21 protein-coding genes are annotated in these 26,557 nt (G+C 63.8%); 10 read left to right on the top strand and 11 right to left on the bottom strand.

All coding sequences use genetic code 11. The annotated features are described in order from the left end of the window. Nucleotides 1-78: 78 nt before the first annotated feature. Complete coding sequence (locus LB524_RS25395) at nt 79-1,803, bottom strand: heparinase II/III family protein (RefSeq protein WP_224531026.1); 1,725 nt, start codon at nt 1,801-1,803, stop codon at nt 79-81. A gap of 425 nt (nt 1,804-2,228) precedes the next feature. Between LB524_RS25395 and LB524_RS25390 the strand changes: the two genes are divergently transcribed. After that, nucleotides 2,229-3,161 carry a phytanoyl-CoA dioxygenase family protein gene (locus LB524_RS25390; protein ID WP_140790115.1) on the top strand — a complete coding sequence of 311 codons (933 nt, stop codon included), beginning with the start codon at nt 2,229-2,231 and terminating at the stop codon, nt 3,159-3,161. 96 nt (nt 3,162-3,257) lie between these two features. Here the strand turns inward: LB524_RS25390 and LB524_RS25385 are convergent, their stop codons facing one another. Both LB524_RS25385 and htpX read right to left on the bottom strand, forming a co-directional pair. Further along, nucleotides 3,258-4,646, bottom strand: coding sequence for an RsmB/NOP family class I SAM-dependent RNA methyltransferase (locus tag LB524_RS25385; protein ID WP_224531024.1), 1,389 nt, complete (start codon nt 4,644-4,646; stop codon nt 3,258-3,260). Then, the gene (htpX, locus tag LB524_RS25380; protein ID WP_015315147.1) at nt 4,643-5,665 is read right to left on the bottom strand and encodes a zinc metalloprotease HtpX; all 1,023 of its coding nucleotides are present in this window, start codon (nt 5,663-5,665) and stop codon (nt 4,643-4,645) included. Before htpX ends, LB524_RS25385 begins: the two co-directional genes overlap by 4 nt. 105 nt (nt 5,666-5,770) lie before the next feature. On the opposite strand from htpX, the gene LB524_RS25375 reads away from it, so the two are divergent. Next, complete coding sequence (locus tag LB524_RS25375; RefSeq protein WP_015315148.1) at nt 5,771-5,992, top strand: DUF1674 domain-containing protein; 222 nt, start codon at nt 5,771-5,773, stop codon at nt 5,990-5,992. Between the two features lie 9 nt (nt 5,993-6,001). Here LB524_RS25375 and LB524_RS25370 read toward each other — a convergent pair whose 3' ends face one another. Next, nucleotides 6,002-6,667 carry an HAD-IA family hydrolase gene (locus tag LB524_RS25370; RefSeq protein WP_140790079.1) on the bottom strand — a complete coding sequence of 222 codons (666 nt, stop codon included), beginning with the start codon at nt 6,665-6,667 and terminating at the stop codon, nt 6,002-6,004. A gap of 194 nt (nt 6,668-6,861) precedes the next feature. Between LB524_RS25370 and LB524_RS25365 the strand changes: the two genes are divergently transcribed. The 3 genes from LB524_RS25365 to LB524_RS25355 all read left to right on the top strand — a co-directional run bounded on the left by LB524_RS25365 (nt 6,862) and on the right by LB524_RS25355 (nt 11,083). Next, a complete protein-coding gene (locus tag LB524_RS25365; RefSeq protein ID WP_224531022.1) occupies nt 6,862-7,731 on the top strand; it encodes a transglutaminase-like domain-containing protein in 870 nt (289 codons plus the stop codon). Between the two features lie 384 nt (nt 7,732-8,115). Beyond that, nucleotides 8,116-9,477 carry a pilus assembly protein gene (locus LB524_RS25360; RefSeq protein ID WP_224531018.1) on the top strand — a complete coding sequence of 454 codons (1,362 nt, stop codon included), beginning with the start codon at nt 8,116-8,118 and terminating at the stop codon, nt 9,475-9,477. Between the two features lie 337 nt (nt 9,478-9,814). Beyond that, the gene (locus LB524_RS25355) at nt 9,815-11,083 is read left to right on the top strand and encodes an SAM-dependent methyltransferase (RefSeq protein ID WP_224531016.1); all 1,269 of its coding nucleotides are present in this window, start codon (nt 9,815-9,817) and stop codon (nt 11,081-11,083) included. A 15-nt stretch (nt 11,084-11,098) separates the two neighbouring features. On the opposite strand, the gene LB524_RS25350 is transcribed toward LB524_RS25355, so the two are convergent. Both LB524_RS25350 and acs read right to left on the bottom strand, forming a co-directional pair. Next, entirely contained in the window at nt 11,099-11,845 is a 747-nt protein-coding gene (locus LB524_RS25350; protein ID WP_140822691.1) for an MOSC domain-containing protein, read from the bottom strand. Beyond that, on the bottom strand, nt 11,845-13,800 hold the full coding sequence (gene acs / locus LB524_RS25345; protein ID WP_015315154.1) for an acetate--CoA ligase: 1,956 nt from the start codon (nt 13,798-13,800) through the stop codon (nt 11,845-11,847). Before acs ends, LB524_RS25350 begins: the two co-directional genes overlap by 1 nt. 317 nt (nt 13,801-14,117) lie before the next feature. Here acs and LB524_RS25340 point away from each other — a divergent pair, with 317 nt between their 5' ends. After that, entirely contained in the window at nt 14,118-14,390 is a 273-nt protein-coding gene (locus LB524_RS25340; RefSeq protein ID WP_140616568.1) for an usg protein, read from the top strand. A gap of 63 nt (nt 14,391-14,453) precedes the next feature. Here the strand turns inward: LB524_RS25340 and LB524_RS25335 are convergent, their stop codons facing one another. Together LB524_RS25335 and LB524_RS25330 are read right to left on the bottom strand one after the other, a co-directional pair. Then, complete coding sequence (locus LB524_RS25335; RefSeq protein ID WP_224531013.1) at nt 14,454-15,488, bottom strand: aldo/keto reductase; 1,035 nt, start codon at nt 15,486-15,488, stop codon at nt 14,454-14,456. Nucleotides 15,489-15,544: 56 nt separating this feature from the next. Continuing rightward, nucleotides 15,545-16,726 carry an MFS transporter gene (locus tag LB524_RS25330; RefSeq protein WP_224531011.1) on the bottom strand — a complete coding sequence of 394 codons (1,182 nt, stop codon included), beginning with the start codon at nt 16,724-16,726 and terminating at the stop codon, nt 15,545-15,547. 121 nt (nt 16,727-16,847) lie between these two features. Here LB524_RS25330 and LB524_RS25325 point away from each other — a divergent pair, with 121 nt between their 5' ends. Further along, entirely contained in the window at nt 16,848-17,753 is a 906-nt protein-coding gene (locus LB524_RS25325) for a LysR family transcriptional regulator (protein ID WP_224531008.1), read from the top strand. A gap of 60 nt (nt 17,754-17,813) precedes the next feature. Here the strand turns inward: LB524_RS25325 and LB524_RS25320 are convergent, their stop codons facing one another. Together LB524_RS25320 and LB524_RS25315 are read right to left on the bottom strand one after the other, a co-directional pair. Further along, a complete protein-coding gene (locus tag LB524_RS25320; RefSeq protein WP_015315159.1) occupies nt 17,814-18,863 on the bottom strand; it encodes an aldo/keto reductase in 1,050 nt (349 codons plus the stop codon). A 136-nt stretch (nt 18,864-18,999) separates the two neighbouring features. Continuing rightward, nucleotides 19,000-19,662: a YggS family pyridoxal phosphate-dependent enzyme gene (locus LB524_RS25315; RefSeq protein WP_224531007.1), complete on the bottom strand. Its 663-nt coding sequence runs from the start codon at nt 19,660-19,662 to the stop codon at nt 19,000-19,002. Nucleotides 19,663-19,815: 153 nt separating this feature from the next. Here LB524_RS25315 and leuS point away from each other — a divergent pair, with 153 nt between their 5' ends. The 3 genes from leuS (at nt 19,816) to LB524_RS25300 (ending at nt 25,756) form a co-directional block, all read left to right on the top strand. Next, nucleotides 19,816-22,440 carry a leucine--tRNA ligase gene (leuS, locus tag LB524_RS25310; protein ID WP_224531005.1) on the top strand — a complete coding sequence of 875 codons (2,625 nt, stop codon included), beginning with the start codon at nt 19,816-19,818 and terminating at the stop codon, nt 22,438-22,440. Then, the gene (locus LB524_RS25305; protein WP_224531002.1) at nt 22,427-23,005 is read left to right on the top strand and encodes an LPS assembly lipoprotein LptE; all 579 of its coding nucleotides are present in this window, start codon (nt 22,427-22,429) and stop codon (nt 23,003-23,005) included. Before leuS ends, LB524_RS25305 begins: the two co-directional genes overlap by 14 nt. Before the next feature lie 276 nt (nt 23,006-23,281). After that, nucleotides 23,282-25,756: a DNA translocase FtsK gene (locus LB524_RS25300; RefSeq protein WP_224531001.1), complete on the top strand. Its 2,475-nt coding sequence runs from the start codon at nt 23,282-23,284 to the stop codon at nt 25,754-25,756. Nucleotides 25,757-25,816: 60 nt separating this feature from the next. Here the strand turns inward: LB524_RS25300 and fsa are convergent, their stop codons facing one another. Next, nucleotides 25,817-26,473: a fructose-6-phosphate aldolase gene (gene fsa, locus LB524_RS25295; protein ID WP_140662544.1), complete on the bottom strand. Its 657-nt coding sequence runs from the start codon at nt 26,471-26,473 to the stop codon at nt 25,817-25,819. Nucleotides 26,474-26,557 lie beyond the last annotated feature (84 nt).

Below are 26,557 nucleotides of genomic sequence, written 5' to 3'. Positions count from 1 at the left end.
GAGCGTGCCCGCGCCGTAGCACATGAGGCTCGGAAATCAAGCGTTGGCTTTTCGCGGCATGCCATTGCCGCCGCAAGCTCAATTGTTTTCGGAATAACCGGCGATCTTTGTGCGGGTCAGCTGCCAGTGGACGTCGGCAATTTCGGACGCCTTGAAGGCGAGCACGATCTGGCGGCTGCGGCGCGGACCGCCAAGACCGGCGAAATAGATCGATTCCTCAACTTCGGGCACCACTTCGCTGGAGGTGAACACCCAGGTATCGGCCTGATCGCCGGTCAGGACCAGCCGCTCCTGCTGGTCCTGCAGCAGATTGATGTCGGGGTGGATGTGAAAGCGCACGGTGATGAAATCGCGGCCATTGTTGCGGATCGCTGTGCTGCCCGGCCGCTGGAACCGGTCCCGGCCCACCAGCACATTGCCGTCCGAGGAGAGTTTCAGCTCGCGCTCATGCAGGAAGCCGAAACGCTGGAGATAGCCGTCATGACGGGCGATGAAGCCGTGGACGCCCTTCTGGTCGATGCGCTTGCACTGCACTTGCTGCGGGCCGCCGATCAACGGTGAACCCAACTGGTCGTTTACCCGCAGCGCGTGGGTGAAACGCGCCGAAGACGTGTCGTTGATGGTGGCCGTCGAGTGCGCGGCGGTGGCGCGGGCCAGCGGCCGGAACTCGGCGGCGCCGTAGGTGTCGATGCCGGCATTGACGATGTAGTGCTGGCGGCCCGACGACAGTTCAAAGGCAAGGCAGCCGGCATGCGCTGCATTGGACACGTCGACCGGTGGCGGCAGGCCGGTATCGGCTATGACGGTGGTGCCGCCCATCGCCAGCCGCTCATAGCCCGAATGCGGCGCATGCAGCAGCGGTGCGCCGGCGGTGTCGTCATGGCGCAGGATGGTGGCGATGCGGTCATGGATGGTGGCGCCCATGCCGTTGAACCGGGCGAGGCTGCCGTCCTGGTGGCGGAAGAAACGCAATGCCGGCAGCATGCGGTCGATGGCACCGATCAGCGCCTGCGGCGGCGCTTCGGCCTGGTTGGCATAGGTCTGGCGCAGCGGCAGGAGGTCGGCGAGGATTTCCAGCACCGCCATTGGATTGCGCGAGATGTGACCGCCGTCGGCAAGGATCTGGCGATTGAGTTCCCCCGCGAGGTTGCGGGTGGCGCCGCGCAGCGCCGAAGCCGGCGCCGGCAGGGACAGCGCCGCGAAGGCCAGCGCGATGCGGGCGCGCAGCCGGTCCTTGCCGTCGGGCATTTCGCGCGCCATCGACCTGAGATAGCGGATCTGCATGGCCAGCGATTTCAGGAAAGCGCGGTAGAAGGGGAACTCAGCACCCTGCAGCACGATGGAGGAGTGCTGCAGCCAGGCAATGATGCGTTTGGCGGTCGTGCCTGGCTCCCAGGCAACGCCCGAAATATGATTGCCATGCATGGCGATCCAGTCCGAAACCAGGGCACGGGCGTTGGCGGCGGCAAGCTCGGTGCCGGCGGCGCGCATATGGCGCAGCCAGCGGAAGCCATGCAGCGTTTTCTGCCAACCGTGATTGGGGACATTGATCTGGAAAGGGGATTTGCCGCCGGTCTCGACCAGGTGGCCGGACAGGGGATAACGGCCGTAGTAGATCTCGAGCGCGATCTGCGGATCGGCGAGGCGCAGGTCCGGCGGTGCGATCAGGACACGTTCGGGCGTGCGGCCCGAATAGCGCCAGCGATAGATCGGCCCGGCGCGCAGGCGCCGGCGCGTCTTGCGCCAGAACTCCTTCGCGACCAGCGTCCACAGACGCGTCGTGTTGCCGGCAGCAAGTGCCAAAACCCCTCCTGGTCGTCCTCTATCCCAAGCACAAGCTTATATGATTCAAGAACTTATGCGAAGGCGGATTTCGCCTCGGTAAGGCGCGCAACGGGGCCGTGGCCGGGTCGCCCCTAAAAAAGTCACGTCTTTTCCGGGCCATACAGGCGGTTTTCCTGCGACTTATGTCTTCTTGCGGCGGCGGCCAAACGCGCTGGGCCAGCAGTTTTCGTGGTCCAGAAAGGGCCGCGGGACGCGGAGGGCATCGCCGATACCGGCCCTCGTCGCGACCATTCGATCGAATCGGTAGCCGCCAGCAATTGCCTCGCGAACAGGATGCGCGGCTGAAATGGCGTGAGCAAATGGAGGTCGGTCTCCTATCCATAGGAAGGGGCCGAATGATAAGGTATTCTCCGGCCAAGGTCGAAACGATCCAGGTGATTGAAATGTCGGTATCAACGGATGAGCAGGCATTTCCGGACACCCCGCCGGTTGCCCTCACAGCTGACGGCAAGCTGCTGTCGACAATGCCGAACAGGCTCGGATACCTTTCCGCGACCGACCCGTCCGTCGGCATTGAAGCCATCCGGCATCTTTATGCGACCCAAGGCTATGTCTGGCTGAAGGGCCTTTTGCCCCGCAGGGAAGTGATCGATTTTCGTGGCTGGGTGCTTTCCCATCTTGCCGAGAGCGGGCTTTTGGAACCCGGGACGGATCCCTCGCTCGGCATCGCTTCGGATCGTGCCATCGACCGTCAGCTCGCCGAGCGCCGGCTGATGTCGGTGGTCCGGTCAACCGGTTATGAAGGCTTTTGCGCGCAGCCGCGCCTGTCGCGCTTGATGGATGGTTTCGTGGGCGGCCTATCCTATCTGCACAAACGCAAGATCATGCGCTTCACCTTGCCTGGAACGGCCACCGCGACGCCGGCGCATTACGATCTCGTTTATCTGCGCGGAGGCACCGACCGGGTGGTGACGACCTGGATACCGATCGGCGACACGACCATCGACATGGGCGGCCTGGTCTACCTGGAGGGATCACACGCCGTCGGCGCCGCCCTGGAGAGACAGTTCAACAAGGACAATTCCGCTCTCAGTCCGCAGGAGCGCATCAGTGCCTATAATCGCAACATGAGTGAGGGCGGCTGGGTGTCGAAGGACCTGCCCGATATGGCGGAGCGGTTCGACACGCGCTGGCTGATGGCGGATTTCGAAGCGGGCGACATCGTCCTTCACTCGCCCTACATGATCCATGCCTCGACGACCAACCAGAGCCTCGATGGGCTGATCCGGCTGTCGACGGATATCCGCTACCAGAATGTCGACGACGAAATCGATGCCCGCTGGGGCAATCATTGGAGCCTTGATGACATGCTTTAGAGCGTTCAGCGTTCGATGGAATCGCCGCCCGCTCTAACTCTTTGTCTTCACGCAATTCCGGACGGAAAACCGTTACACGCTTTTCCTGGGATTGCTTTAGCCGGCACGCCGCATGCGGGCTGCGTAGAAGCCGTCGAGGCCGGAAGTCGCGGGTGCGCCCAGCACCATGTCGGCGGGCGTGGTGCGCAGTGCGCCACCGGATGTGAGGAACGGGTCGAGACAGGCAAATTCACCCGGCCGGATCGGATCGGTGGTCACCCCCGGATTGTCGACCAGGAAGGCGCGGTAGAGTTCCTCGCCTTCCCGCGGATCGAGCGAACAATTGGAAAAGACGATCCGGCCGCCGGGCCTGACCAGCATCACGGCGCGGGCGAGCAGCCTGCGTTGCAGGTCGGCGAGTTTTTCGACGTCCGCCGCCGTCTTGGTCCACGGCACGTCGGGATGTCGCCGAACGGTGCCGGTCGAGGAACATGGCGCGTCAAGAAGCACGGCGTCGAACAACTCCGCCGGCTCGTATTTGAGCAGATCGGCCTGGACGATTTCGGCGGAGAGGCCGAGGCGGGCAAGGTTCTGCGTCAACCGCGCCAGCCGGTTCTTCGAAGTGTCGACGGCGGTGACCTTGGCACCGGCGAGAATGAGCTGCGCGGTCTTGCCGCCGGGCGCGGCGCAGAGATCGGCGACGCGCAATCCGCTGACATCGCCGAACAGTCTTGCCGGCAAGCTCGCCGCCGCGTCCTGGACCCACCATGCACCCTCCGCGAAGCCCGGCAATTCGGTGACGGCGCCGGCAAGCTTCTCCACCCGAACCGTTCCCGTCGGCAGGACAATGCCGCCAAGCTTTTCGGCCCAGGGTTCGGGATCGGCCTTGACCGAGAAATCGACCGGCGCCTCGTGGCGGTGGGCAGCCAGGATCTGCCGGGCCTTCTCGGCGCCGTAGGCGGCCTTCAGCCGGTCGGAAAACCATTTCGGCGCTTCGTTGGTGGCGGCAAGCGCGGCCGGAAGCTCGGATTCCTTGGCGCGCGCGAGCGTGCGCAGCACCCCGTTGACCAGGCCGGAAAAACGCTGCGTGCGCGGATCGGACTTGGCGTGCGTCACCGCGAGGTCGACGGCGGCGCTGTCGGGAATATCGAGGAACAGGATCTGCGCCGCCGCCACATGCAGGATATGCGACAAGGCGGTCGCGTTGGGCGGCAGCGGCTTTTCCAGGCGCCGCGCCAGGAGCCCCGCTATGGTCATGCGGTAGCGCAGCGCGGTGACCAGTATGGCGCGCACCAGGCCACGGTCGCGCAGATCGAGCGCCTTGTATTGCGGATGGCCGTTCTCGTGATCGGTCAGGCCGTCGAGCGGCGTGCGGGCGTCGATGACGGCGGCCAGAAGCCGTGCCGCCGCCTTGCGCGCGGCAAGGCCGGCAACGAATTCGCCGCCGGCATTGTGATCCTGATCGCCTGGAACCGTGCGTCGAGGTGCCCTGCCCGCGACACTCACGACCACCGGCCCTTGGGTCCGGTCGGATTGCGACCCCACGGATTGGATTTTGGGCTGGCCGGCCCGGTCGCCGGTTCTGGCGCGGTTGGCTTGCCCCACGGTCCGGTCATCTCCGGCTCGTCAGCCTGCGTTGACATCGGCGCTTGGCGCTGCGTGGCTGGCGGAGCGCCTTCTCCCATCCGCTGTGCCATCGCCTGCAGCGCGGCGATGCGGTTGTCGGTGCTCGGATGGGTGGAGAACAGACTGTCCATGCGCTCGCCATGCAGGGGGTTGATGATGAAGAGATGCGCCATCGCCGGATTGCGCTCGGCATCGGGATTGGGAATGCGTTCGGCCCCGCGGGCGATCTTGTCAAGCGCGGAGGCCAGCCACAGCGGGTGTCCACAGATTTCGGCGCCGCGCCGGTCGGCCTCGTACTCGCGGGTACGGCTGACCGCCATCTGCACGATCATGGCGGCGAAGGGCGCCACGATCATCGCCGCCAGCACGCCGACAAAGCCGAACGGATTGTTGTTTTCGCGGCTGCCGCCGAGGAAAAAGGCGAAATTGCCGAGCATCGAGATGGCGCCGGCAAAGGTGGCGACGATGGTCATGGTCAGCGTGTCGCGGTGCTGGACGTGGGCGAGCTCATGCGCCATCACGGCGGCGACCTCCTCATGGGTCAGCCGCTGCAGCAGGCCGGTGGAGGCGGCGACCGCCGCGTTCTGCGGATTGCGGCCGGTGGCAAAGGCATTCGGTTGCGGATTGTCGATCAGATAGGTCCTGGGCATCGGCAGGCCGGCCTGCTTGGCCAGCGCCTGGACGATGGCGTAATATTCCGGCGCGTTTTTCTCGTCGACCTCGACGGCGCGATTCATCGACAGCACCATCTTGTCGGCGTTCCAGTAGCTGAACAAATTGGTGCCGGCGGCAATGACCAACGCGATCATCATGCCGCCCGAACCGCCGATCAAAAAACCGACGCCCATGAACAGCGCCGTCATGGCGGCGAGAAGCATGGCGGTGCGAATGGTGTTCATCGTCTGCTCCTGTCCGGATGGTGGTGAAAAAGGCTCGATCCTCGTGAGGTCATCGCTATATGATGGGAAACGCCCGTTCCCGTTTCAATCCACTGGAAATATCGCATGAACGACGAAACCAGTAAAACGCCGCCCGGCCCGGACGATGGCACGCCGCCACGGGAGCTGACGCCCGCCGCCCGCCGCGCGCTGCAGGAAGCCGAGGCAAGGCGGCAGGACTACCGCCGCAAGGAAGCAGCACTTCCGCGGGAGATCGGCGGCCGTGGCGGCAAGGAGCCCGGCCGCTATGGTGACTGGGAGGTCAAAGGCCTGACCAGTGATTTCTAGCGACTGATCTCAAGCAGCGTTGCGCTGCGGCTCGAGCGCAACCCAGCCTCGCTCGTCGACGGTGATGCCGATTGCGTCATAACCTGATATCGCGGCGTGCTGTGTTGCCAGGGGGTGCTGGTGCGTGGCGTTGATCACCATGACCGAAGCGCCCGCCGCCTCCGCCGCCGCGATGCCGGCCGGGGCGTCCTCGAACACCAGGCAATCGCGCGCGTCGAAGCCAAGGCGTCTTGCGCCGAGCTGGAAGCAATCTGGCGCCGGCTTGCCGCGGGAAACGTCCTCCGCCGCGACGAGGACCGCGGGGACGGGAATGCCGGCGACCTTCATGCGTGCAAGCGCCAACGAGCGTGGCGCCGAGGTTACGATCGCCCAGCGCTCCGGCGGCAGGGAATTGAGGAATGCCACGGCGCCGGCGATCTGGACGATGCCGTCGAGATCGTCGGCCTCGGCCTTCAGCAGCAGATCCGCTTCGTGTCCCGGGTCGACGCCCGGAAGCGCCAGGGCGGTGATGGTCTCGATCGCCCGTACGCCGTGGATCGTCGGCAGGAAGGCCGCGACATCGAGGTCGTGGCGCCGCGCCCAATCGCCCCAGACCCGCTCCGCCGAGGCGATGGAATTGATGAGCGTGCCGTCCATATCGAAGAGGAAGGCGGCGAATTTTCTGCCAGCAAACATGATTTTCCTTGAAGTGTGGGGGAGGGGTCGAGGGAGGACGCAACCGTAACGCCAAGGCGCTGACATGGAAAGGCGCGCGAGCGCATTTGGGGAAAGGCGCGGGAGCGCATTTGGGACGCGATCCAGGGAACCACCGTCACCTTGCAACGTTTCAAACGTACAATTCCCACCCCGCGAACCAAGGGACGATGCCCATGCTGATACGCCTCGGCTATGAGATTGCCATCGAATGCGCCGAGGCCACTCCGGTGATTTCGCTGCTCGAGATTCACAAGGACAGGCAGGCCGACATCAAGCGGCAGACGCGTGTCCTAACCTCGCCTTCGGTGCCGACCAGACTCTATCATGACCTGCACGGCAATGCCTGCCGCCGCTTCACGGCGCCGGCCGGCGGCTTTCGCATCCTTTATGACGCGGTCGTGGAGGACAGCGGCGAGACGGATGAGGTCAATACGCTGGCCCGGGAAATGCCCGTCGCCGAGCTGCCCGACGAGGTGCTGTTCTATCTCCTGGGCAGCCGCTATTGCGAGACGGATCATCTGAGTAACCTTGCCTGGCAGCTCTTCGGCCATCTTCCTTCCGGCTGGGCGCGGGTGCAGGCGATCGTCGACTATGTCCATAACCGCCTGTCCTTCGGCTACGGCTATGCCCGTTCGACCCGCACCGCCGCGCAAGCGCACGAGGAACGTGTCGGGGTGTGCCGCGACTTTGCCCATCTGGCGATCACGCTCTGCCGCTGCATGAACATTCCGGCGCGCTACGTGAACGGCTACCTCGGCGATATCGGCGTGCCGGCGGATCCCGCGCCGATGGATTTCTCGGCCTGGATGGAAGCCTTCCTGGACGGCAAGTGGTTTACGTTCGACCCGCGCCACAACCGGCCGAGGACCGGTCGCGTCGTCATTGCGCGCGGCCGCGACGCCACCGACGTTCCCTTGCTGCACAGTTTCGGCCCGCACCGGCTGAGCTTGTTCAAGGTATGGACCTACGAACAGGAAGGCAGGCTGTTCAATCCACCCTATCACGGCATCGACAGGACGGTCAGCGCGCGGATGCTGGCCTAGCTGCGTTGATATTCAGGTGAGGCCGGGCTGCAAATGGCTTGGCCTGACCTGAATCTCAACACACCTGGCCGGGTTTGTGCCTCGACATGCTTCGCAATCCTGGGACAGTTGGCCCGCTTCGGCACAGAGATGCTGTGCCGCAACAAGACGTCGCCGGACACCGGACCAGCACTTCGCTATGGGCATGGTAAGCGTCCCGTAAAGGTGCGCGCGGATACACGCTGACGTTTACCGACCGTTCACCTTCTTACCCCGTGAAAATCCAATAAAAGCAATGTTCTGCTGGTGAATTCCCGATCGCGGATCGGGTCGCCTCCCGTTCCGGCTGGAATCCTGCATTGCCCCCGATGCGGCGACGAGGCCGAGGCAAGTGGAGGCTGTTGGATGCGGAATTACGGGGGTCTTGTTCACGCGGTCGGCGGCTTCGCCAGAGACCGCAGTGGAAATTTCGCGGTCCTGTTCGGCTTTGCTGCCTCGGTCTTGGCGCTGGCCGCAGGCTTCTCGGTCAATGTCACGCAGCTCTACAACGCCAGATCGAGCCTGCAGGGCGTGCTCGACGCGGCAGTGACATCGACGGCACGTGACCTGACCACCGGCGCCATCAAGGAGGCCGACGCAAACAAATCCGTGCAGGCCTTTCTCGACGCCAACGATACCGCCGGCATCCTGCAGGGCGGCCAGATCGTCCTTGACCGGCTGATCGTCGACAAGACCGCCAAGACGGTCCAGGTGGACGCCCACGTCGACGTCGCCTTGTTCTTCCCGATTTTCGGCACGGGCGATATCAATCGAGTCAGCGCGTCAACGACGTCGCTTTATTCGGACAAGACCATCGAGGTGGCGATGATGCTCGATGTAACCGGATCCATGGCCGGCCAGAAAATCAAGGATTTGAGGACCGCCGCGGCCAATGCCGTGGACAGTTTCCTGGGCAGCCAGGATCCGAGCAAACCACGAGTGCGCGTTTCCATCGTGCCCTATGCCAATTCGGTCAATGCCGGGCAGCTTGCGGCCAGCACCGTCTACGTGGAAGCCAATGCCAGCCAGCGCAAGCAGGCACCCGGCAATGCAAGCGCTCAGTCTGCTTCGGCTTCGACGCGCTCGGACAATTGCGCCACCGAACGCAAGGGTGCCGATCAGTATTCGGACGCTGGCCCCGATTCCAGTATGGTCAATCGTGACTATCTACTGTCGACCTTTGCCAGGAATACCGGGACCGCCGCTTGTCCGGTTGCTGCGCTTGTGCCGCTGACCGCTGACGTAGCGACACTCAAGAACGTCATCAAGGATCTTGTCGCCTCGGGCGGCACGGCGGGCCACATCGGTGTTCAATGGACCTGGTACATGCTTTCAGAAAGCTGGGGCGGCGTGATGAAGGCGTCGGCGCGGCCAGCCAGGATGGATCCGAAGAAGGTCGGCAAATATGCGATCCTGATGACCGACGGCGAGTTCAACCTGTCCTATTTCGACGCGAACAGCGTCGACGGGGTTTATAATGATGCCGGCAAGGAAACGACCCGCACGGCTGCGACAAAGCTCTGCGCCGCCATGCGCGCCAAAGGCATAGAAATCTTCACGATCGGCTTCAGACTCGATGAGACGAATGCCGTTTCGACACTCCAGAATTGTGCCAGCCCCGATACGGGTTCGGTCATGCACTTCTACCAAGCTGCCGACGGCATCGAATTGGATACGGCTTTTCAGACGATCGCCCGCAATATCGAAACCCTTGCGTTGACCAAGTAGGCTCGGCTCGAAAGGAAAAGGCCGCCGCTTCTTTCGAAGCCGGCGGCCTTCCGTGTTTCCGTCCATGGCGCGGCTCAATGGTGGTGACGCTTACGTCACCGACCGCGCATCTCGCGCCTTAACGGGAAGACTGCTTCCCGAAAGTGCAATCCGCTGAGCCCACGTTCTGGAAAACGAAATCACTCGACATCGGATCACCTCCTTTCGATTTGTTGAACACACACTCATGATGGGGTGCGTTGCAGCAAATGACAAGATGCCGGGTGGAAAAAGCGTGACGTGCTTGCGATCCGCGGCCCAAAAGGACAACATCGCGTCATCGACCGCGGGGAAGGGCATGGACGCCACCGAAAGAGCTGCGCGCATCGTTCGAACGGTAGTCGAGGCGATCAAGCCCGGCTTCGCGGTCAGGCTGTGGACCGGCGAGCGGATCGGCCCCGCCACCGGCCCCGTGCTGATCATCAACGACCACGACATTGTCTGGCAGATCGTTCGCCGACCGTCCCTGTCGACCCTTATCGAGATGTGGATTTCCAAGGCAGTCGACATTGAGGACGGATCGCTGTTCGATTTCTATGCCCTGCCTTCGACGGGCAAGCTGCGGTCGAAGCTGAAGGCGTTGCCCAAACGGGCGCTTCTGCGTGACTTGCCGGCGGTGCTGTTTTCGAGAAAGCAGATGGCGTCGCGGGTCGATCTCGCCGGTCGCAACCCGTTCGTCAGCGGCTCCAGCAAGGAGGCGATCCAGCATCACTATGATATCTCGAACGCCTTCTACGAGCTCTTTCTCGACGAGCGCATGGTCTATAGCTGCGGGTATTTCCAGGATTTCGCAAACGGCATCGACGAGGCGCAGGTCGACAAGCTCGACCATATCTGCCGCAAGCTTCGGCTGAAACCCGGTGAAAGATTGCTCGACATCGGCTGCGGCTGGGGCGCGATGCTGATCCACGCGGCAAAACATTATGGAGTCGTCGGACACGGCGTCTCGCTGTCGCAAGCCCAGACCTCACTAGCGCGCGAGCGCATTCGCGCCGAGGGTCTGGAGGACAAAATCACCATCGAGATAAAGTCCTATGCGGAGCTCACCGGCACCTTCCACAAGATATCGTCCATCGGCATGTTCGAGCATCTGGGCCTGGCAAACCATGCCGCTTATTTCTCCGCTGTCCACCGGCTGCTGAAACCGGGCGGCATCTATCTGCATCACGCCATCACCAGGCGCAGCAAGGGCGACGTCAAGAAGACCCTGCGCAAGGGGCCGGAATACAAGGCGCTGATCAAATACATTTTCCCGGGTGGCGAACTCGACACGATCGGCATGACATCAAGCAATCTCGAAGCACACGGCTTCCTCGTCTATGATGTCGAGAATTTGCGCGAGCACTATGCCCGCACCTGCAGGCTGTGGGCCGAGCGTCTGCAGGCGCGGTTCGACGAGGCGATCGCCGAGGTCGGCGAAGCCAAGGCGCGGCTGTGGCTGCTTTACCTGAGCGGCTGCTCCATCACCTTCGAACGCGCCTCGGCGCAGATATTCCAGACTGTCGCCACCAAACGCGCGCGAGGCCCGAGCGGCCTGCCACCGACGCGGGCGGATCTTTATCGATAGGCTTGGGCCGGAAGGTCAGACGAACCGCATCGGCGCGCCGGTCTCGACACGACCGGGCCGGTCGACGGTGCAGTAGACGCCGAGATTGTGGGCGTTGTGGCGGACCAGATTGCGCAGGATGGCGGGGTCATGGTCGAAACCATCCTGGGCGATGATGGTGAAGCCGCAGCGGCGGCACGGCTCCGAGATGGTCAGGACGAGGTCGCCGATGGCGAGCTTCTTGCCGATCCATTCGGTTTCAGGAAACGAGCCGTCGACCGAGGCCATGTCGACGACGATGTTGGGACGGAAGCGGCGCGGATCGGCGACCCCCTCCGGATGGAGCGCCTCCAGCCGTGCCAGCGAGGCGGTGGTCAGGAGATGGATCGGCGCCTTGCGGTAGCGCTCCGCGGTCAGCGGCCCGGCATAGCCGGCCGCGTTCTCCCCGCGGAACGGCCGGATCGAGGCGCGGAAGCCGAGATAGGCCGACACGACGCGGTCGCATTCGGCGCCGGGGGCGGCGAGCCAGTCGCCATCGGGGACGGCGATTTCCAGTTCGCTGTCGCGGCTCAGCCGGGTGCGGATGCGCGGCACCTTGTTCCACTTGGCGTCACGATCGGGCCGGGCGATCTCATTGTCCGAAGCATCGACAAGGCCGAACAGGCGGTCGCCCTCGATCCCAGCCGGTCCAACCAGGATGGTGTCCCGGCGCTCGCCGGCGAGCGAACTTGCCGGATAGCGCCACAACTGAGTGACGGTGCCCAATACCGCGTCTTCCCGCATCAGCCCTTCTTGTTCTGCCTGTTGGCAACGAGGTCGTCGACCACGGCCGGATCGGCAAGCGTCGAGGTGTCGCCGAGCGCGGAAAAATCATCCTCGGCGATCTTGCGCAGGATGCGGCGCATGATCTTGCCCGAACGCGTCTTGGGCAGGCCGGGCGCGAACTGGATCTTGTCCGGCGTGGCGATGGCGCCAATCTCCTTGCGGACATGGGCGACAAGCTCCTTGCGCAGATCCTCGCTCGGCTGCCCGCCGGCCATCAGGGTGACGTAGCAATAGATGCCTTGGCCCTTGATATCATGGGGATAGCCGACGACCGCGGCCTCGGAAACCTTGTCATGGCTGACCAGGGCCGATTCGACCTCGGCCGTGCCCATGCGGTGGCCTGAGACGTTGATGACGTCGTCGACGCGGCCGGTGATCCAGTAGTAGCCATCGGCGTCGCGGCGGCAGCCGTCACCGGTGAAGTATTTTCCTTTGTAGGCGGAGAAATAGGTCTGCACGAAACGGTCGTGATCGCCATAGACGGTGCGCATCTGGCCGGGCCAGGAATCGGTGATGCAGAGGTTGCCGTCGGCCGCACCGTCCACCACCTTGCCCTCGCTATCGACCAGCTGCGGCTTGATGCCGAAGAAGGGCCGTGTCGCCGAACCCGCCTTGAGGTCGGTGGCGCCCGGCAGCGGCGTGATCAGGATGCCGCCGGTCTCGGTCTGCCACCATGTATCGACGATCGGGACCCTGCCGTCGCCGACGACGTTGAAATACCACTCCCAGGCTTCCGGGTTGATCGGCTCGCCGACCGAGCCCAGCACGCGCAGCGACTTGCGAGAGGTCTTCTTCACATGCGCGTCGCCGGCACCCATTAGCGCGCGCAGCGCCGTCGGCGCGGTGTAGAAGATGTTGACCTTGTGCTTGTCGATGACTTCCCAGAAGCGCGACTGAGAGGGGTAGTTCGGCACGCCCTCGAACATCAGCGTGGTGGCGCCGTTGGCGAGCGGCCCGTAGACGATGTAGCTGTGGCCGGTCACCCAGCCGACATCTGCGGTGCACCAATAGATGTCGCCGTCATGATAGTCGAAGACATATTGGTGCGTCATCGACACATAGACGAGGTAGCCGGCGGTGGTATGCAGCACGCCTTTCGGCTTGCCGGTCGAGCCCGACGTGTAGAGGATGAACAGCGGATCCTCCGCCTTCATCTTCTCCGGCTTGCAATCAGACTTAACCGTCGCGACTTCGTCGTGATACCAGACATCGCGTCCCGGCGCCCAGCCGATCTTGCCGCCGGTGCGGCGCACGACCACAACGGTCTTGACCTTGACATGGTGCTTGGCGGCGATGTCGATCGCCTTGTCGGTGTTTTCCTTGAGCGGAATAGGTTTGCCGCCGCGCAGACCCTCATCGGCGGTGATGACGAAGGTCGATTCGCAATCGACGATGCGGCCGGCCAAGGCGTCCGGCGAAAAGCCGCCGAAGACCACCGAATGGATAGCGCCGATACGCGTGCAGGCCAGCATCGCGTAGGCCGCCTCCGGGATCATCGGCATGTAGATGGTGACGCGGTCGCCTTTCTTGACGCCGTGCTTCTTCATCACATTGGCGAGCCGGCAGACGTGCCCGTAGAGTTCGTTGTAGGTGATTTTCTTGTCGTCGTAGGGGTTGTCGCCTTCCCAGATGATGGCGGTCTGGTCGCCGCGCTTCTTGAGGTGGCGGTCGATGCAATTGTACGAGACATTGGTCTGGCCATCCTCGAACCACTTGATCGAGACCTTGCCGTCGAAGGAGGTGTTCTTGACCTTGGAGAAGGGCTTGAACCAATCGATGCGCTTGCCGTGCTTGCCCCAGAACTTGTCCGGGTTCTTCACGCTGTCGGCATACCATTTGAGGTAGGTGTCATTGTCGATCAGGGCGTTCTTCTTCCACGCCGGCTGGACGCGATGGACATGAACCTCGGACATTTCTTGGCTTTCCTCCCGAACAGTCCGCCGGCTTGAAACGCCCGCGGGATCGCGGCGACGCAGCCGCGAATTCGGCGGCATTATTACCAGTTCCGTCGCGACGGCAACATTAGACGTTGGATTCGCGCGGCGGGATGCCGCAGGGGCGCTTTCCGGAACTGTCAGCACTCGACGTGGTTCGCTGCTAACCGCATGTTTTTACGCGAAAACTTCCCTTTGAGATCAACAAAAATCAATAGACAGTTAAGTACCGGCGCGCACAATTGGCAGCTGGGAGGAAAGGAGAATCAACCAGGGGACCGCCCAAGGGGACCATAATGCACGACCATCTTGAAATGGACCTGATGCTCAAAGGCTACGGCCTGACCACGGCCAAGATTCTTTATCATTTCCCCGACCACCCGCATCTCCTGCAGAGCTTCGTCTGGCAGGACTACGACATCGCTCCGAGGTTTCCGGTGCTGATCCGGTTCATCGAATTCTGGAAAGCCAAGCTCGACGGGCCACTGCATTCGGTGGTCTACACGCACCAGAAGCTGATCGCGCCGAATGAATGGCGCAAGGTGGATGGGGAGTTCGTGCTGCATTGAGCGGTGATACAGCTGATCTCCCCCCGCAAGGGGGGAGATTGGCAGCTTCAACGCCAGCGCGGCTCAAACCGCCGGCGGGTTGAGGCGGGCGAAGCCCTCCTGGCGGCGATAGGGGAAGTACGGGTAGGGCGCGGTGACTTCGCTTGCGGCGTCGAGCTTCTTCACCTGCTCCGGTGTCAGCGCCCAGCCGACGGCGCCAAGGTTTTGGCGCAGCTGCTCCTCGTTGCGAGCGCCGATGATAACGGAGGAAACGGTCGGGCGCCGCAGCAGCCAGTTGATGGCGATCTGCGGCACGGTCTTGCCGGTTTCCTGCGCCACCGCGTCGAGCTCATCCATGACCCGATAGAGATGCTCGTCCCCGACCGGCGGCCCGAAATCAGCCGTCTCGTGCAGCCGGCTCTTTTCCGGCAGAGGCTGGCCACGGCGGATCTTGCCGGTCAGGCGGCCCCAGCCGAGCGGGCTCCAGACCAGCGCGCCGACGCCCTGGTCGAGGCCAAGCGGCATCAGCTCCCATTCATAGTCGCGGCCGAGCAGCGAATAGTAGACCTGATGCGCGGCATAGCGGGGATAGCCGTGCTTCTCCGCCAGGCCGAGCGACTTCATCACTTGCCAGCCGGAGAAGTTGGAGGCGCCGACATAGCGCAGCTTGCCGGAGCGAACGAGGTCATCCAGCGTCGACAGCACTTCCTCGATCGGTGTGCCGGCATCGAAGGCGTGCAGTTGTAGAAGGTCGATATAGTCCGTGCCGAGGCGCTTCAGCGCGGCGTCGACCGACTTGATCAACCGCGAGCGCGAGGAGCCGTAGTCGCCCGGCCCGTCGCCCATCGGCAGCGCTGTCTTGGTCGAGATTAGTACCGCGTCGCGACGGCCCTTGATCGCTTCGCCGAGCACCTCCTCCGAGGCGCCGTTCGAATAGACGTCCGCCGTGTCGAACAGGTTGACGCCGGCCTCGAGACAGATGTCGATCAGCCGCCGCGCTTCCTGCGCATCGCTGTTGCCCCAGGCGCCGAACAGCGGGCCGGAGCCGCCGAAGGTGCCCGCGCCGAATGAAAGCGCCGGGACGTTCAGGCCCGATGCGCCGAGACGTCGATAGTCCATTTTCTTGCTCCTGGTGGTTTGTGAAGAGGTCGAGAGGAGTCGGGTGCCGGCTGGCGTCACGACCGGACGGAGACAGGCGCACCTGATGCGGCGCCACCATCAAGGCGCAGCGCCAGTCCGGCCACGGCGAGTGCCGCGAGCGGCAGCAGCGCGGCGACCCAGGTAAGCGAACCCAGTCCAAGGCCATGGGCGATGACCGCGCCGCCAAGCCAGGCGCCGGCCGCATTGCCGAGATTGAAGGCGGCGATGTTGAACGATGAGGCCAGGCTCTGGCCGGCGCCTTGCGCCTTTTCCAGCACCCACATCTGCAGCGGCGCCACTGTCGCGAAGGCAGCGGCGCCGAGCAGGCCGACATAGATCACGGCCATGACCTGGCTGTGGATGGCGAAGCTCATCGTGGCAAGCACCAGCGCCAGCACCATGAGGCTGCCGAGCACCGCCGGCACCAGCCAGCGATCGGCGATCTTGCCGCCGGCGAGATTGCCGGCGATGAGGCCGCCGCCAAAGACGAGCAGGATCGGCGATACAGCGGCTTCGCTGAAGCCGCTGATCTCGGTGAGCAATGGGGCGATGTAGGTGAAGATGGCGAAGACGCCGGCATAGCCGAGCACCGTGGTGGCGAGGCCGAGCAGGACGGGCGTGCGGCGCAGAACGGCGAGATCGGCGCGCAGATCGCTCTTCTCGGGCGCTGCCTGGCCGCGCGGCACCAGGGCGAGGATGACGGCGAAGGCCGCCAGGCCGACGGCGGTCACCGCCCAGAAGGTCGCACGCCAGCCAAAGGCTTGGCCGAGCCAGGTGCCGAAGGGCACGCCTAAGATGTTGGCGATGGTCAGGCCGGTGAACATCAGCGCGATCGCCGAAGCCTTCCTGTTGGGCGCGACCAGACCAGTGGCGACGACCGAGCCGACGCCAAAGAAGGTGCCGTGGGCGAAGGCGGTGATGATGCGGGCACCCATCAGCGTCCAGTAATCGGGCGCCAGCGCACAAGCGAGGTTGCCAATCGTGAAGATCGCCATCAGCGCCAGCAGCACGGTTTTGCGCGGCCAGTTGCCCGTGGCAATGGTCAACAAGGGTGCACCGATGACGACACCGAGCGCATAGGCAGAGATCAATTGGCCGGCGGCGGAGATCGACACGCCGAGGTCTTTGCTGACATCGATAAGCAGGCCCATGATGACGAATTCGGTAACACCGATGCCAAAAGCACCGGCGGCGAGGGCATAAAGAGCAAGAGGCATGGCGATGGTCCCATCTGTCGGCGAAGGACGCTCAGTCCGCGCCCCGGCCCTGAAGATCATGATCCGCGATGTTGTGAACCAGACTTGCCCAAGGCACACTTCTTGTGAAATAGATTCACAGATGGCCAGGCCCGACATCAACCGTTCCGGCGAGATCGAAGTCTTCGTGCGCGTCGTCGAGGCGGGTAGTTTTTCGGCCGCGGCGCGGCAGCTGCGGATGACGCCATCGGCGGTGAGCAAGCTGATAGCACGGCTCGAAACCCGGCTTGGGGCGCGGCTTGTCAGCCGCTCGACGCGCAAGCTCCAGCTCACGCCGGAAGGGACGGCGTTCTACGACAGCGGCGTGCGCGTGCTCGCCGACATGGATAAGGCCGAGCGTGAAGCGGCGGCAGGAGCCGCGCCGCGCGGCAGGCTGAGAGTTAACAGCTACGTGCCGTTCGGCCAACACCGGCTGATGGAACTGCTGCCGCGCTTTCTGGAGCGCTATCCCGAAATTTTCGTCGAGGCTGTGCTGACCGACAGCGTGATCGACCTGCTGGAAGAGCGGGCCGATGTAGCGATCCGCGCCGGGCCGCTGCGCGAATCGAGGCTGGTGGCGCGCAAGCTCGGTCAAAGCCGAATGGTGGTGGTCGCGGCACCTTCCTATCTCGAAGCACATGGCACGCCGCGCACGCTGTCCGATCTCGGGCGTCACAACATGCTCGCCTTCAGTTTCGCGCGGCATATCGACGGCTGGCCTTTTATCGATACGGCAGGCGCGCCGGTGATCACCCCGGTTGTCGGAAACCTGGCATTGACCGATGGCGAGGCGATGCGCCAAACGACCGTCGCCGGGGCCGGCATCGCCCGACTGGCGCGCTGGCATGTCGAACCCGACATTGCCGCCGGCCGGCTGGTGCCGCTGCTGGAACATTTCAACCCCGGCGACGAAGAGCCGACGCATGCCGTCTATGTCGGCCAGGGCAAACACCTGCCGGCACGTGTGCGGGCCTTTCTCGACTTTCTTGCCGAGACCGTTCGGCTGTAATCAACGCCGCGCGTCGATGAGACGCGCGGCGTTGAAGGACCGACTTGCCAGCGGTACGCGCTATGCCTTCGGCACGAAAGGCCCCGGACGACGGCCGGCGCCCTGGCGTTCGACCATCCAGCCGGGATATTCGGCGGGTAGTGCGCTCACTTCGTCAAGCCTGGCGAGATCGTCGGCATCGAGCTTGAGGCTGGTGGCGGCAAGGTTCTGCTCGAGCTGGTCCATGCGGCTGGCGCCGATGATCACGCTCATCACGAAAGGCTTTGCCAGGACATAGCCGAGCGCCACGGTCGCGACGCCGACATCATGCTTCTCGGCGACCTCCCGCATGACGGCGACCGCCGCCCAGGCGCGGTCCTCGTTGACCGGCGGGAAGTTGAAGGACGCGCGGCGGCCCTCGCCATTGCCCGGCGCGCCGGGCCCATATTTGCCGGACAGCAGCCCGCCAGCCATCGGCGACCACACCATCAGGCCGAGCTTCTCCTCGTTGATCAGCGGCACGATCTCGCGTTCGAGGTCGCGGCCGGCGATCGAATAATAGGACTGGACGGTCTCGAAGCGGGCAAAGCCCTTGCGGTCGGCGATGCCGAGCGCCTTGGCGATGCGCCAAGCCTGCCAGTTGGAGACACCGACATAGCGGACCTTGCCGCTGGAGACGAGATCATCAAGTGCCCGCAGCGTCTCGTCGATCGGCGTCACCGCATCGGTGCCGTGCAACTGATAGAGATCGATATGGTCGAGCTGCAGCCGCTCCAAGCTGGCGTCGACCGAATCCATGATATGGCCGCGCGAGGAGCCGCGCTGGTTTGGTCCCTCACCCATGGCGCCGTGGACCTTGGTGGCGATGACCACGTTTGACCGGGCAACACCGAGATCCCTAAGCGACTGACCAAGCAGGCGTTCGGACTCGCCGACGGAATAGACGTCGGCCGTGTCGAAGAAGTTGACGCCGGCGGCGATCGAGCGGCCGACGATCTCGTTGACGCCCTTCTGGTCGAGGCTGGCGATCAGGCCCCATTGGGCGTTCTGGCCGGCGGCGCCGAAGGTCATGGTGCCGAGGCAAAGTTCGGAGACGAATAGCCCCGTGTTTCCAAGCTGATTGTAACGCATCGTGAGACTCCAGGAGGATGTGCGGTGACATCAAGGCAAATAGGAACGGCACGTTTCGTTTCAAGTACTGGTATAATGGTGCTTGTGGATCAGGCCCAGCGATATGACTCATGACGCGGCAAGCTGGAAATTCGGACTACCGGCTTCCAAAAATCGCCGAACCGACCCTGACGCTGCTGGCGCCAAAGGCGATCGCGGTCTCGTAGTCGGCGGACATGCCCATCGACAGTTTGGCGACGCCGGCCTCCTTGCCGAGCTTCTCCAACAAGGCGAAGTGGGGGCCGGGGTTCTCGTCCGCCGGCGGGATGCACATCAGGCCTTCGATGCCGAGGCCGTGCACTTCCCGGCAGCGTCTGACGAAGGCGACCGCCTCGCTCGGTTCGATCCCGGCTTTCTGCGGTTCGGAACCGGTGTTCACCTGGACATAGAGTTTTGGCGCACGGCCTTGCCGGACAATTTCCTTGGCGAGCTCCGCGGCGATCTTGTCGCGGTCGACCGTCTCGATGACCTCGAACAGAGCCACCGCTTCCCTCGCCTTGTTCGACTGCAGCGGACCGATCAGGTGCAGTTCGATGTCGGGGAAAGCTTCCTTCAGGTCAGGCCATTTGCCTTGCGCTTCCTGCACGCGGTTTTCGCCGAAGACGCGCTGGCCGGCCTCGATGACCGGGCCTATGCCGGCGGCGTCGAAGGTCTTGGAGACCGCCACCAGCGTCACCGCGCCGGCTTCACGGCCGGCCTCCCGCTCGGCGGCGGCGATCTTCGCCTTGACCGCGAAAAACTGCTGAACGGTGTCGCCCATATGCAAATCCCGCTGTTTTGACCCGCGTTTTTGTCAGCCGCGATGCCCATATGGTTGACGGGTTTGCCAAACCATGGTGAACACCCGGACCACATTTCATGAACTGCCGGGCTCTTGCCCGCAGTCCGTATGCTTTTAAGTGAAAAACGTCCCATGGCAACCGAACGATACAACCCGCGCGCGTCAGAACCCAAATGGCAGAAGGCCTGGGCCGAGAAGAAGCTTTTCGAAGCGCACAATGACGATCCGCGTCCGAAATACTACGTGCTGGAAATGTTCCCCTATCCGTCGGGGCGCATCCATATCGGCCATACCCGCAATTACACGATGGGCGACGTGGTGGCCCGCTACAAGCGCGCCAAGGGTTTCAACGTGCTGCATCCGATGGGCTGGGATGCCTTCGGCATGCCGGCTGAGAACGCCGCGATGCAGAACAAGGTGCATCCCAAGGAATGGACCTACCAGAACATCGCCGCCATGCGCGAGCAGCTCAAGGTAATGGGCCTGTCGCTGGACTGGGCGCGCGAATTCGCCACCTGCGACGTCGATTACTACCACCGCCAGCAGATGCTGTTCCTCGACTTCGTCGAGAAGGGGCTGGTGACGCGCAAATCCTCCAAGGTCAACTGGGATCCGGAGGACATGACGGTGCTCGCCAACGAGCAGGTCATCGACGGGCGCGGCTGGCGCTCCGGTGCGCTGGTTGAACAGCGCGAGCTGACGCAATGGTTCTTCAAGATCACCGACTTTGCCCAGGATTTGCTGGATTCATTGGACGGTCTCGACGAGTGGCCCGAAAAAGTGAAGCTGATGCAGCAGAACTGGATCGGCCGTTCGGAGGGCCTGCTGATCCGCTGGCCGCTGGCCTCGGAAATCTCCGGCGAGCATGAGCTGGAAGTCTACACGACAAGGCCGGATACCATTTTCGGCGCCTCGTTCATGGCAATCGCCGCCGATCATCCGCTGGCCAAGAAGGCCGCGGCGACCAATCCGGCCCTGGCGAAGTTCATCGACGAAGTGCGCCATATGGGCACTTCGGTGGCGGCGCTCGAGACGGCCGAGAAGAAGGGCTTCGACACCGGCATCCGCGTCGTCCATCCCTTCGACGATAGCTGGACGCTGCCTGTCTACGTCGCCAATTTCGTGCTGATGGAGTACGGCACCGGCGCCATCTTCGGCTGTCCGGCGCATGACCAGCGCGACCTCGACTTCGCCAACAAATACAGCCTGCCGGTGGTGCCGGTGGTGATGCCTGATGGCGCCGATGCCAAGACGTTCCAGATCGTCGACGAGGCCTATGTCGACGATGGCGCGATGATCAATTCGCGGTTCCTCGACGGCATGACGCCGGACAGCGCTTTCGATGAAGTCGCCAGGCTGCTGGAGCAAAAGACCATCGGCAACCGGCCAATGGCCGAGCGCAAGGTGAATTTCCGCCTGCGCGACTGGGGCATTTCGCGCCAGCGCTACTGGGGCTGCCCGATCCCGATGATCCATTGCGAGGATTGCGGCGTGGTGCCGGTGCCGAAGGCCGATCTGCCGGTCAAGCTGCCCGACGATGTCGATTTCGACCGGCCAGGCAATCCGCTCGACCGTCACCCGACCTGGCGGCATGTGAAGTGCCCGCAATGCGGCAAGGACGCGCGGCGCGAAACCGACACGATGGACACGTTCGTGGATTCGTCCTGGTATTTCGCCCGCTTCACCGCGCCCTGGGCGCATGAACCGACCGATCCCAAGGCAGCGAACGAGTGGCTGGCGGTCGACCAATATATTGGCGGCATCGAGCATGCGATCCTGCATTTGCTCTATTCGCGTTTCTTCACCCGCGCCATGCGCGAGACCGGCCATGTTGCCCTGGCCGAGCCGTTCAAAGGCCTGTTCACGCAAGGCATGGTGGTTCACGAAACCTACCGTGTCGGCTCGGCGTCGAATGGGCGCTGGCTGGCGCCGACCGAGGTTCGTCTGGAGGACGTCGACGGCAAGCGCCGCGCCATCGACGTCGCCACCGGCGAGGCGGTCACCATCGGCCCGCTCGAGAAGATGTCGAAGTCGAAGAAGAACACGGTGAGCCCGGAAGACATCACCGATGGCTACGGCGCCGACACGGCGCGCTGGTTCATGCTGTCGGATTCGCCGCCCGAGCGCGACGTCGAGTGGACCGACGACGGTGCCGCCGGCGCGCATCGCTTCATGCAGCGCATCTGGCGGCTGGTGTCGACGGCGGCCGAGACGTTGGCAGGGGTCACGCCCAAGGCGGCCGATGACGGCGAGGCCGGGGCGGTTTCCAAGGCCGCGCACAAGATCCTGAAGGCGGTTGGCGAAGACATCGAGAAGCTCGCCTTCAACCGCGCCATTGCTCGCATCTATGAACTTGCCAACGCGTTGACAGCCCCGCTCAACGAAGTGGCGGAAGGCAAGGCCGTTCCGGCGCTGAAAAGCGCCTGCCGCGAGGCGGTCGAGATCATGGTGCATCTGATCGCGCCCGTGATGCCGCACCTGGCTGAAGAGTGCTGGGAGACGCTGGGCGGCGTCGATCTGGTGGCCGAACGGCCGTGGCCGGTCTTCGATCCGGCACTGGTCGTCGACAACGAAGTCACCTATCCGGTGCAGGTCAACGGCAAGAAGCGGGGGGATTTGACAATTGCCCGCGACGCGGACCAAGGTGCGGTCGAAAAAGCGGTCTTGGCTCTCGACTTCGTGCAGAAAGCACTTGAAGGTAAGGCTCCGCGCAAGGTGATCATCGTGCCGCAGAGGATCGTCAATGTCGTTGCCTGATCGGGAAAAGACAGAGCTGTGCCGTCTGCTGCGCCGCATCGCGCTTGCCGGCCTCGTCGGTTCGCTGGCGCTCATTTCGGCCTGTCAGGTGCGGCCGCTCTATTCGAGCGCGCCGTTGTCGACGGGCTCGACCGCCAATGCCGAGATGGCATCGATCGCCGTCAAGCCGGTCCGGACGCGCTATGCCCAGCAGGTGCGTAACAATCTGATCTTCGGGTTCGGGCGCGGCGCCGGCGAGCCCGCCTCGCCGCTTTATTCGCTCGACCTCGGCGTGAGCGAAGGCGTTGAATCCTCGGCGCTGGTACAGAATGGAACCGATCAGGACGAGCCGACCGCCGGTTCGGTGACGTTGACCGCGGGCTACACGCTGACCGATGTGAAAACCGGTGCGGTGATCGCCGTCGGCAAGCGGGCGATCACCTCGTCCTTCGACAGGCCGCGTCAGGAGTTTGCCTCCTACCGGGCGCAGATCGACGCCGAGAACCGCGCCGCGCGCGAACTGGCTGAAGCCCTGCAGCTGTCGATCGCCCAGGATCTGGCCCGGCACGGCAAGGCGGCCAGCTAGCGCATTCGCCGTCTCAAAGAGGGCCGAACGCCCTCTTTCATTCTCTCGATGTCCCGATCCTGTGTCCGGGCGACGGAAACGCGCCGGCAGCTGGGCTTTTGGCGCCATGTGAATGCTGTCCGCGGGTTTTTCCCGTGACCAAGGTTCGCCCCGCTTTCCAGCCCAGCGCTTCGCCGCGAAAGATGCGTCTCGATCGCTCCAGCGACGCTGACGGGAAGCAACTGTTAACCACTCGCTCCCTATTGCTCGGCAGTCGTTTCACAGTGAGTCTTGAGCATGGAAGCCAGGCGTTTTTCTCGGATCAATTCGTTGCACACAGCTGCGCCCGATGACCCCCAAGGAGAGCGTTCCGGCGGCCCGCGCGGCAAGGTCGATGTCCGCCAGTCCGGCGCTTCTTTCCCGCAGGGTGGCGACACCGAAAGCCCGGCCTGGCAAGAGTATTTTTTCCTTGCACCCAATGTGCGTTTTACACGCACGCCGGACTATGAGCCAAAGCACCGCCAACCGCAGGACGACGTTGCCGAGCAGGACGCACGGCAGGCGCTCCCGACACAGCAGGTCGGCCCTGGCGCCGTCATGCATCGCGGACCGGCACCGGCCGGGCCCGCTCAGCCGGCGCGTAGCGGGGAGACGGCGCAAGGCGTTGCGCCGGCGGCTCTAAAGGTGCCAGCAACGGCACGGGCGGCCACGCGCCCGGCGCCCGTTGTCGGGAATGGCGCGCCGGTCAAAGCAGCCCCCGCTGAAAAAGCCCGGCGGCCCTATCTTTCGGATCACGCCTTCTTCGAGGGCTTGGCGCCGCTTCTGGTCGACGTGACGCCGGCCCGCCAAGTCAGCCCGGTCCCGCGTGCACCGGTCCCGGCTCCGCCGGTTGCCGCCGCCCGGGCCGATGTCTCCGGACCGGCGGTGGCCGATGTCACCGCCTTGTTCCGTGTCATCGAATGCCTTCCTGGCCAGGTTCCACCTGCCCTGCCGGACGTCTTTCCGGCCAACTCCAACAAGGTGGTGGTCGAGCCGGCCGTCCCGGCGGGCAGGACCGCCCGGCTGGCTCGGACAACGGCCGCGACGGCGCCTGCCGCAGCCAGCGCCGCCCCGGCGCCACTTGTGCCACGCGTGGAGGAAACCGGTCTCGCCGTGCGTTCGCCGTCGCTGCCCATGGCCGGAAAGGTTGTGCAGCCGGTGACGGGCGAAGGCTACGCGCTTCCCTCGGAGGAGCTGCTGCAGCAGCCGCCGGAAGGGCAGGGCTTCTACATGTCGCAGGAGCGGCTTGAGCAGAATGCCGATCTCCTGGAAAGCGTGCTGGAGGATTTCGGCGTGCGCGGCGAAATCATCCATGTTCGCCCCGGCCCGGTCGTTACCCTCTATGAGTTCGAGCCGGCCCCGGGCGTCAAATCCTCCCGCGTGATTGGTCTCGCCGACGATATCGCCCGCTCCATGTCGGCGGTCTCGGCGCGCGTCGCCGTGGTGCCCGGCCGCAACGTCATCGGCATCGAGCTGCCGAACGAGACACGCGAGACCGTCTATTTCCGTGAACTGATCGAATCGCAGGGCTTCCGCAAGACCAGCTGCAAGCTGGCGCTTTGCCTTGGCAAGACGATCGGCGGCGAACCTGTCATCGCCGAGCTGGCGAAAATGCCGCATCTGCTCGTCGCCGGCACCACCGGATCCGGCAAGTCGGTCGCCATCAACACCATGATCCTGTCGCTGCTCTACCGGCTGAAGCCGGAAGAATGCCGGCTGATCATGGTCGACCCGAAGATGCTCGAGCTGTCAGTTTACGACGGTATCCCGCACCTTCTGACGCCCGTCGTCACCGATCCCAAGAAGGCGGTTACCGCGCTCAAATGGGCGGTGCGCGAAATGGAAGACCGCTATCGCAAGATGGCGCGGCTCGGCGTGCGCAACATCGACGGCTACAATGAGCGCGCCGCCACTGCCCGCGACAAGGGCGAGACGGTCGTCATGACCGTGCAGGCCGGCTTCGAGAAGGGCACCGGCGAGCCGCTGTTCGAACAGCAGGAGATCGACCTCGCGCCGATGCCCTACATCGTCGTCATCGTCGACGAGATGGCCGACCTGATGATGGTCGCCGGCAAGGAGATCGAAGGCGCCATCCAGCGCCTGGCGCAGATGGCGCGCGCCGCCGGCATCCACCTGATCATGGCAACGCAGCGGCCCTCTGTCGACGTCATCACCGGCACGATCAAGGCCAACTTCCCGACCCGCATCTCCTTCCAGGTCACCTCCAAGATCGACAGCCGCACCATTTTGGGCGAGCAGGGTGCCGAGCAGCTGCTCGGCCAGGGCGACATGCTGCACATGATGGGCGGCGGGCGCATCGCCCGCGTGCACGGCCCCTTTGTGTCCGACGCCGAGGTCGAGCATGTCGTGGCGCATCTGAAGGCGCAGGGCCGCCCCGAATATCTGGAGACCGTAACGGCCGACGAGGATGAAGAGGAAGAGGAAGACGACCAGGGAGCGGTCTTCGACAAGGGAGCCGTTGCCGCCGAGGACGGCGATTCCAGCTATGACGAGGCGGTCAAGGTGGTGTTGCGCGACAAGAAATGTTCGACGTCCTACATCCAGCGCCGCCTTGGCATCGGCTACAACCGCGCCGCTTCACTGGTCGAGCGGATGGAGAAGGAGGGTCTGGTCGGCGCACCGAACCATGTCGGCAAGCGCGAGATCATGGCGGGCAAGCGCCCACCGGTAACCATCCCTGGGGATGACGGCACGGATCGATCGGCCCCTTGATCCGCAACGCATAAAAAAGGCCGGTTGCCCGGCCTTTTTTCGTATCGGGCATAAGCTCGCTCAGCCGATTTTCTGGCCGGTCTTTGCCCAGTCGGCGAGGAAGGCGGCAAGGCCCTTGTCGGTCAGCGGGTGATTGACCAGCGCCTTCAGGGTCGCGGGTGGCGCGGTGACGACATCGGCGCCGATGAGCGCCGCCTGCTTCACGTGGTTCACTGTGCGCACGGAAGCGGTCAGGATCTCGGTCTGGAAATCGTAATTGTCGTAGATCTGACGGATCTCCTGGATCACTTCCATGCCGTCAGAACCGGTATCGTCGATGCGGCCGACGAAGGGCGAGATGAAGGAGGCGCCTGCCTTGGCGGCGAGCAGCGCCTGGTTGGCCGAGAAGCACAGCGTGACGTTGACCATGCGGTTCATCTCGGTGCGGATCGTCTTGCAGGCCTTCAATCCGTCCAGCGTCAACGGCACCTTGATGGCGACATTCGGCGCGATCTTGGCCAACACCTCGGCCTCGGCCATCATCTGCTTGTATTCGGTCGCCACGACTTCCGCGGAAACCGGGCCTTCGACGATGTCGCAGATCTGCTTGGTGACCTCGGCGATTTTGCCGCCCGATTTCAGGATCAGCGACGGGTTGGTGGTGACGCCGTCGAGCAACCCCAGATCGATCAGTTCACGGATTTCCTTGATATCGGCTGTGTCGGCAAAAAATTTCATGGCGGTCTCCTGACGATTTCGTGGCGCCTGCGAAGGCACGTTCAGCGTTGCCCTTTGATCTAGAGCAAAGTCGGGGCAAGGTCA

It is taken from the genome of Mesorhizobium sp. ESP6-5 (assembly GCF_020164695.1).
Classification (GTDB): Bacteria; Pseudomonadota; Alphaproteobacteria; order Rhizobiales; family Rhizobiaceae; genus Mesorhizobium; species Mesorhizobium australicum.
Note: the sequence above shows the minus strand (reverse complement) of the source record. Positions and strands in the feature narration are given on the sequence as shown.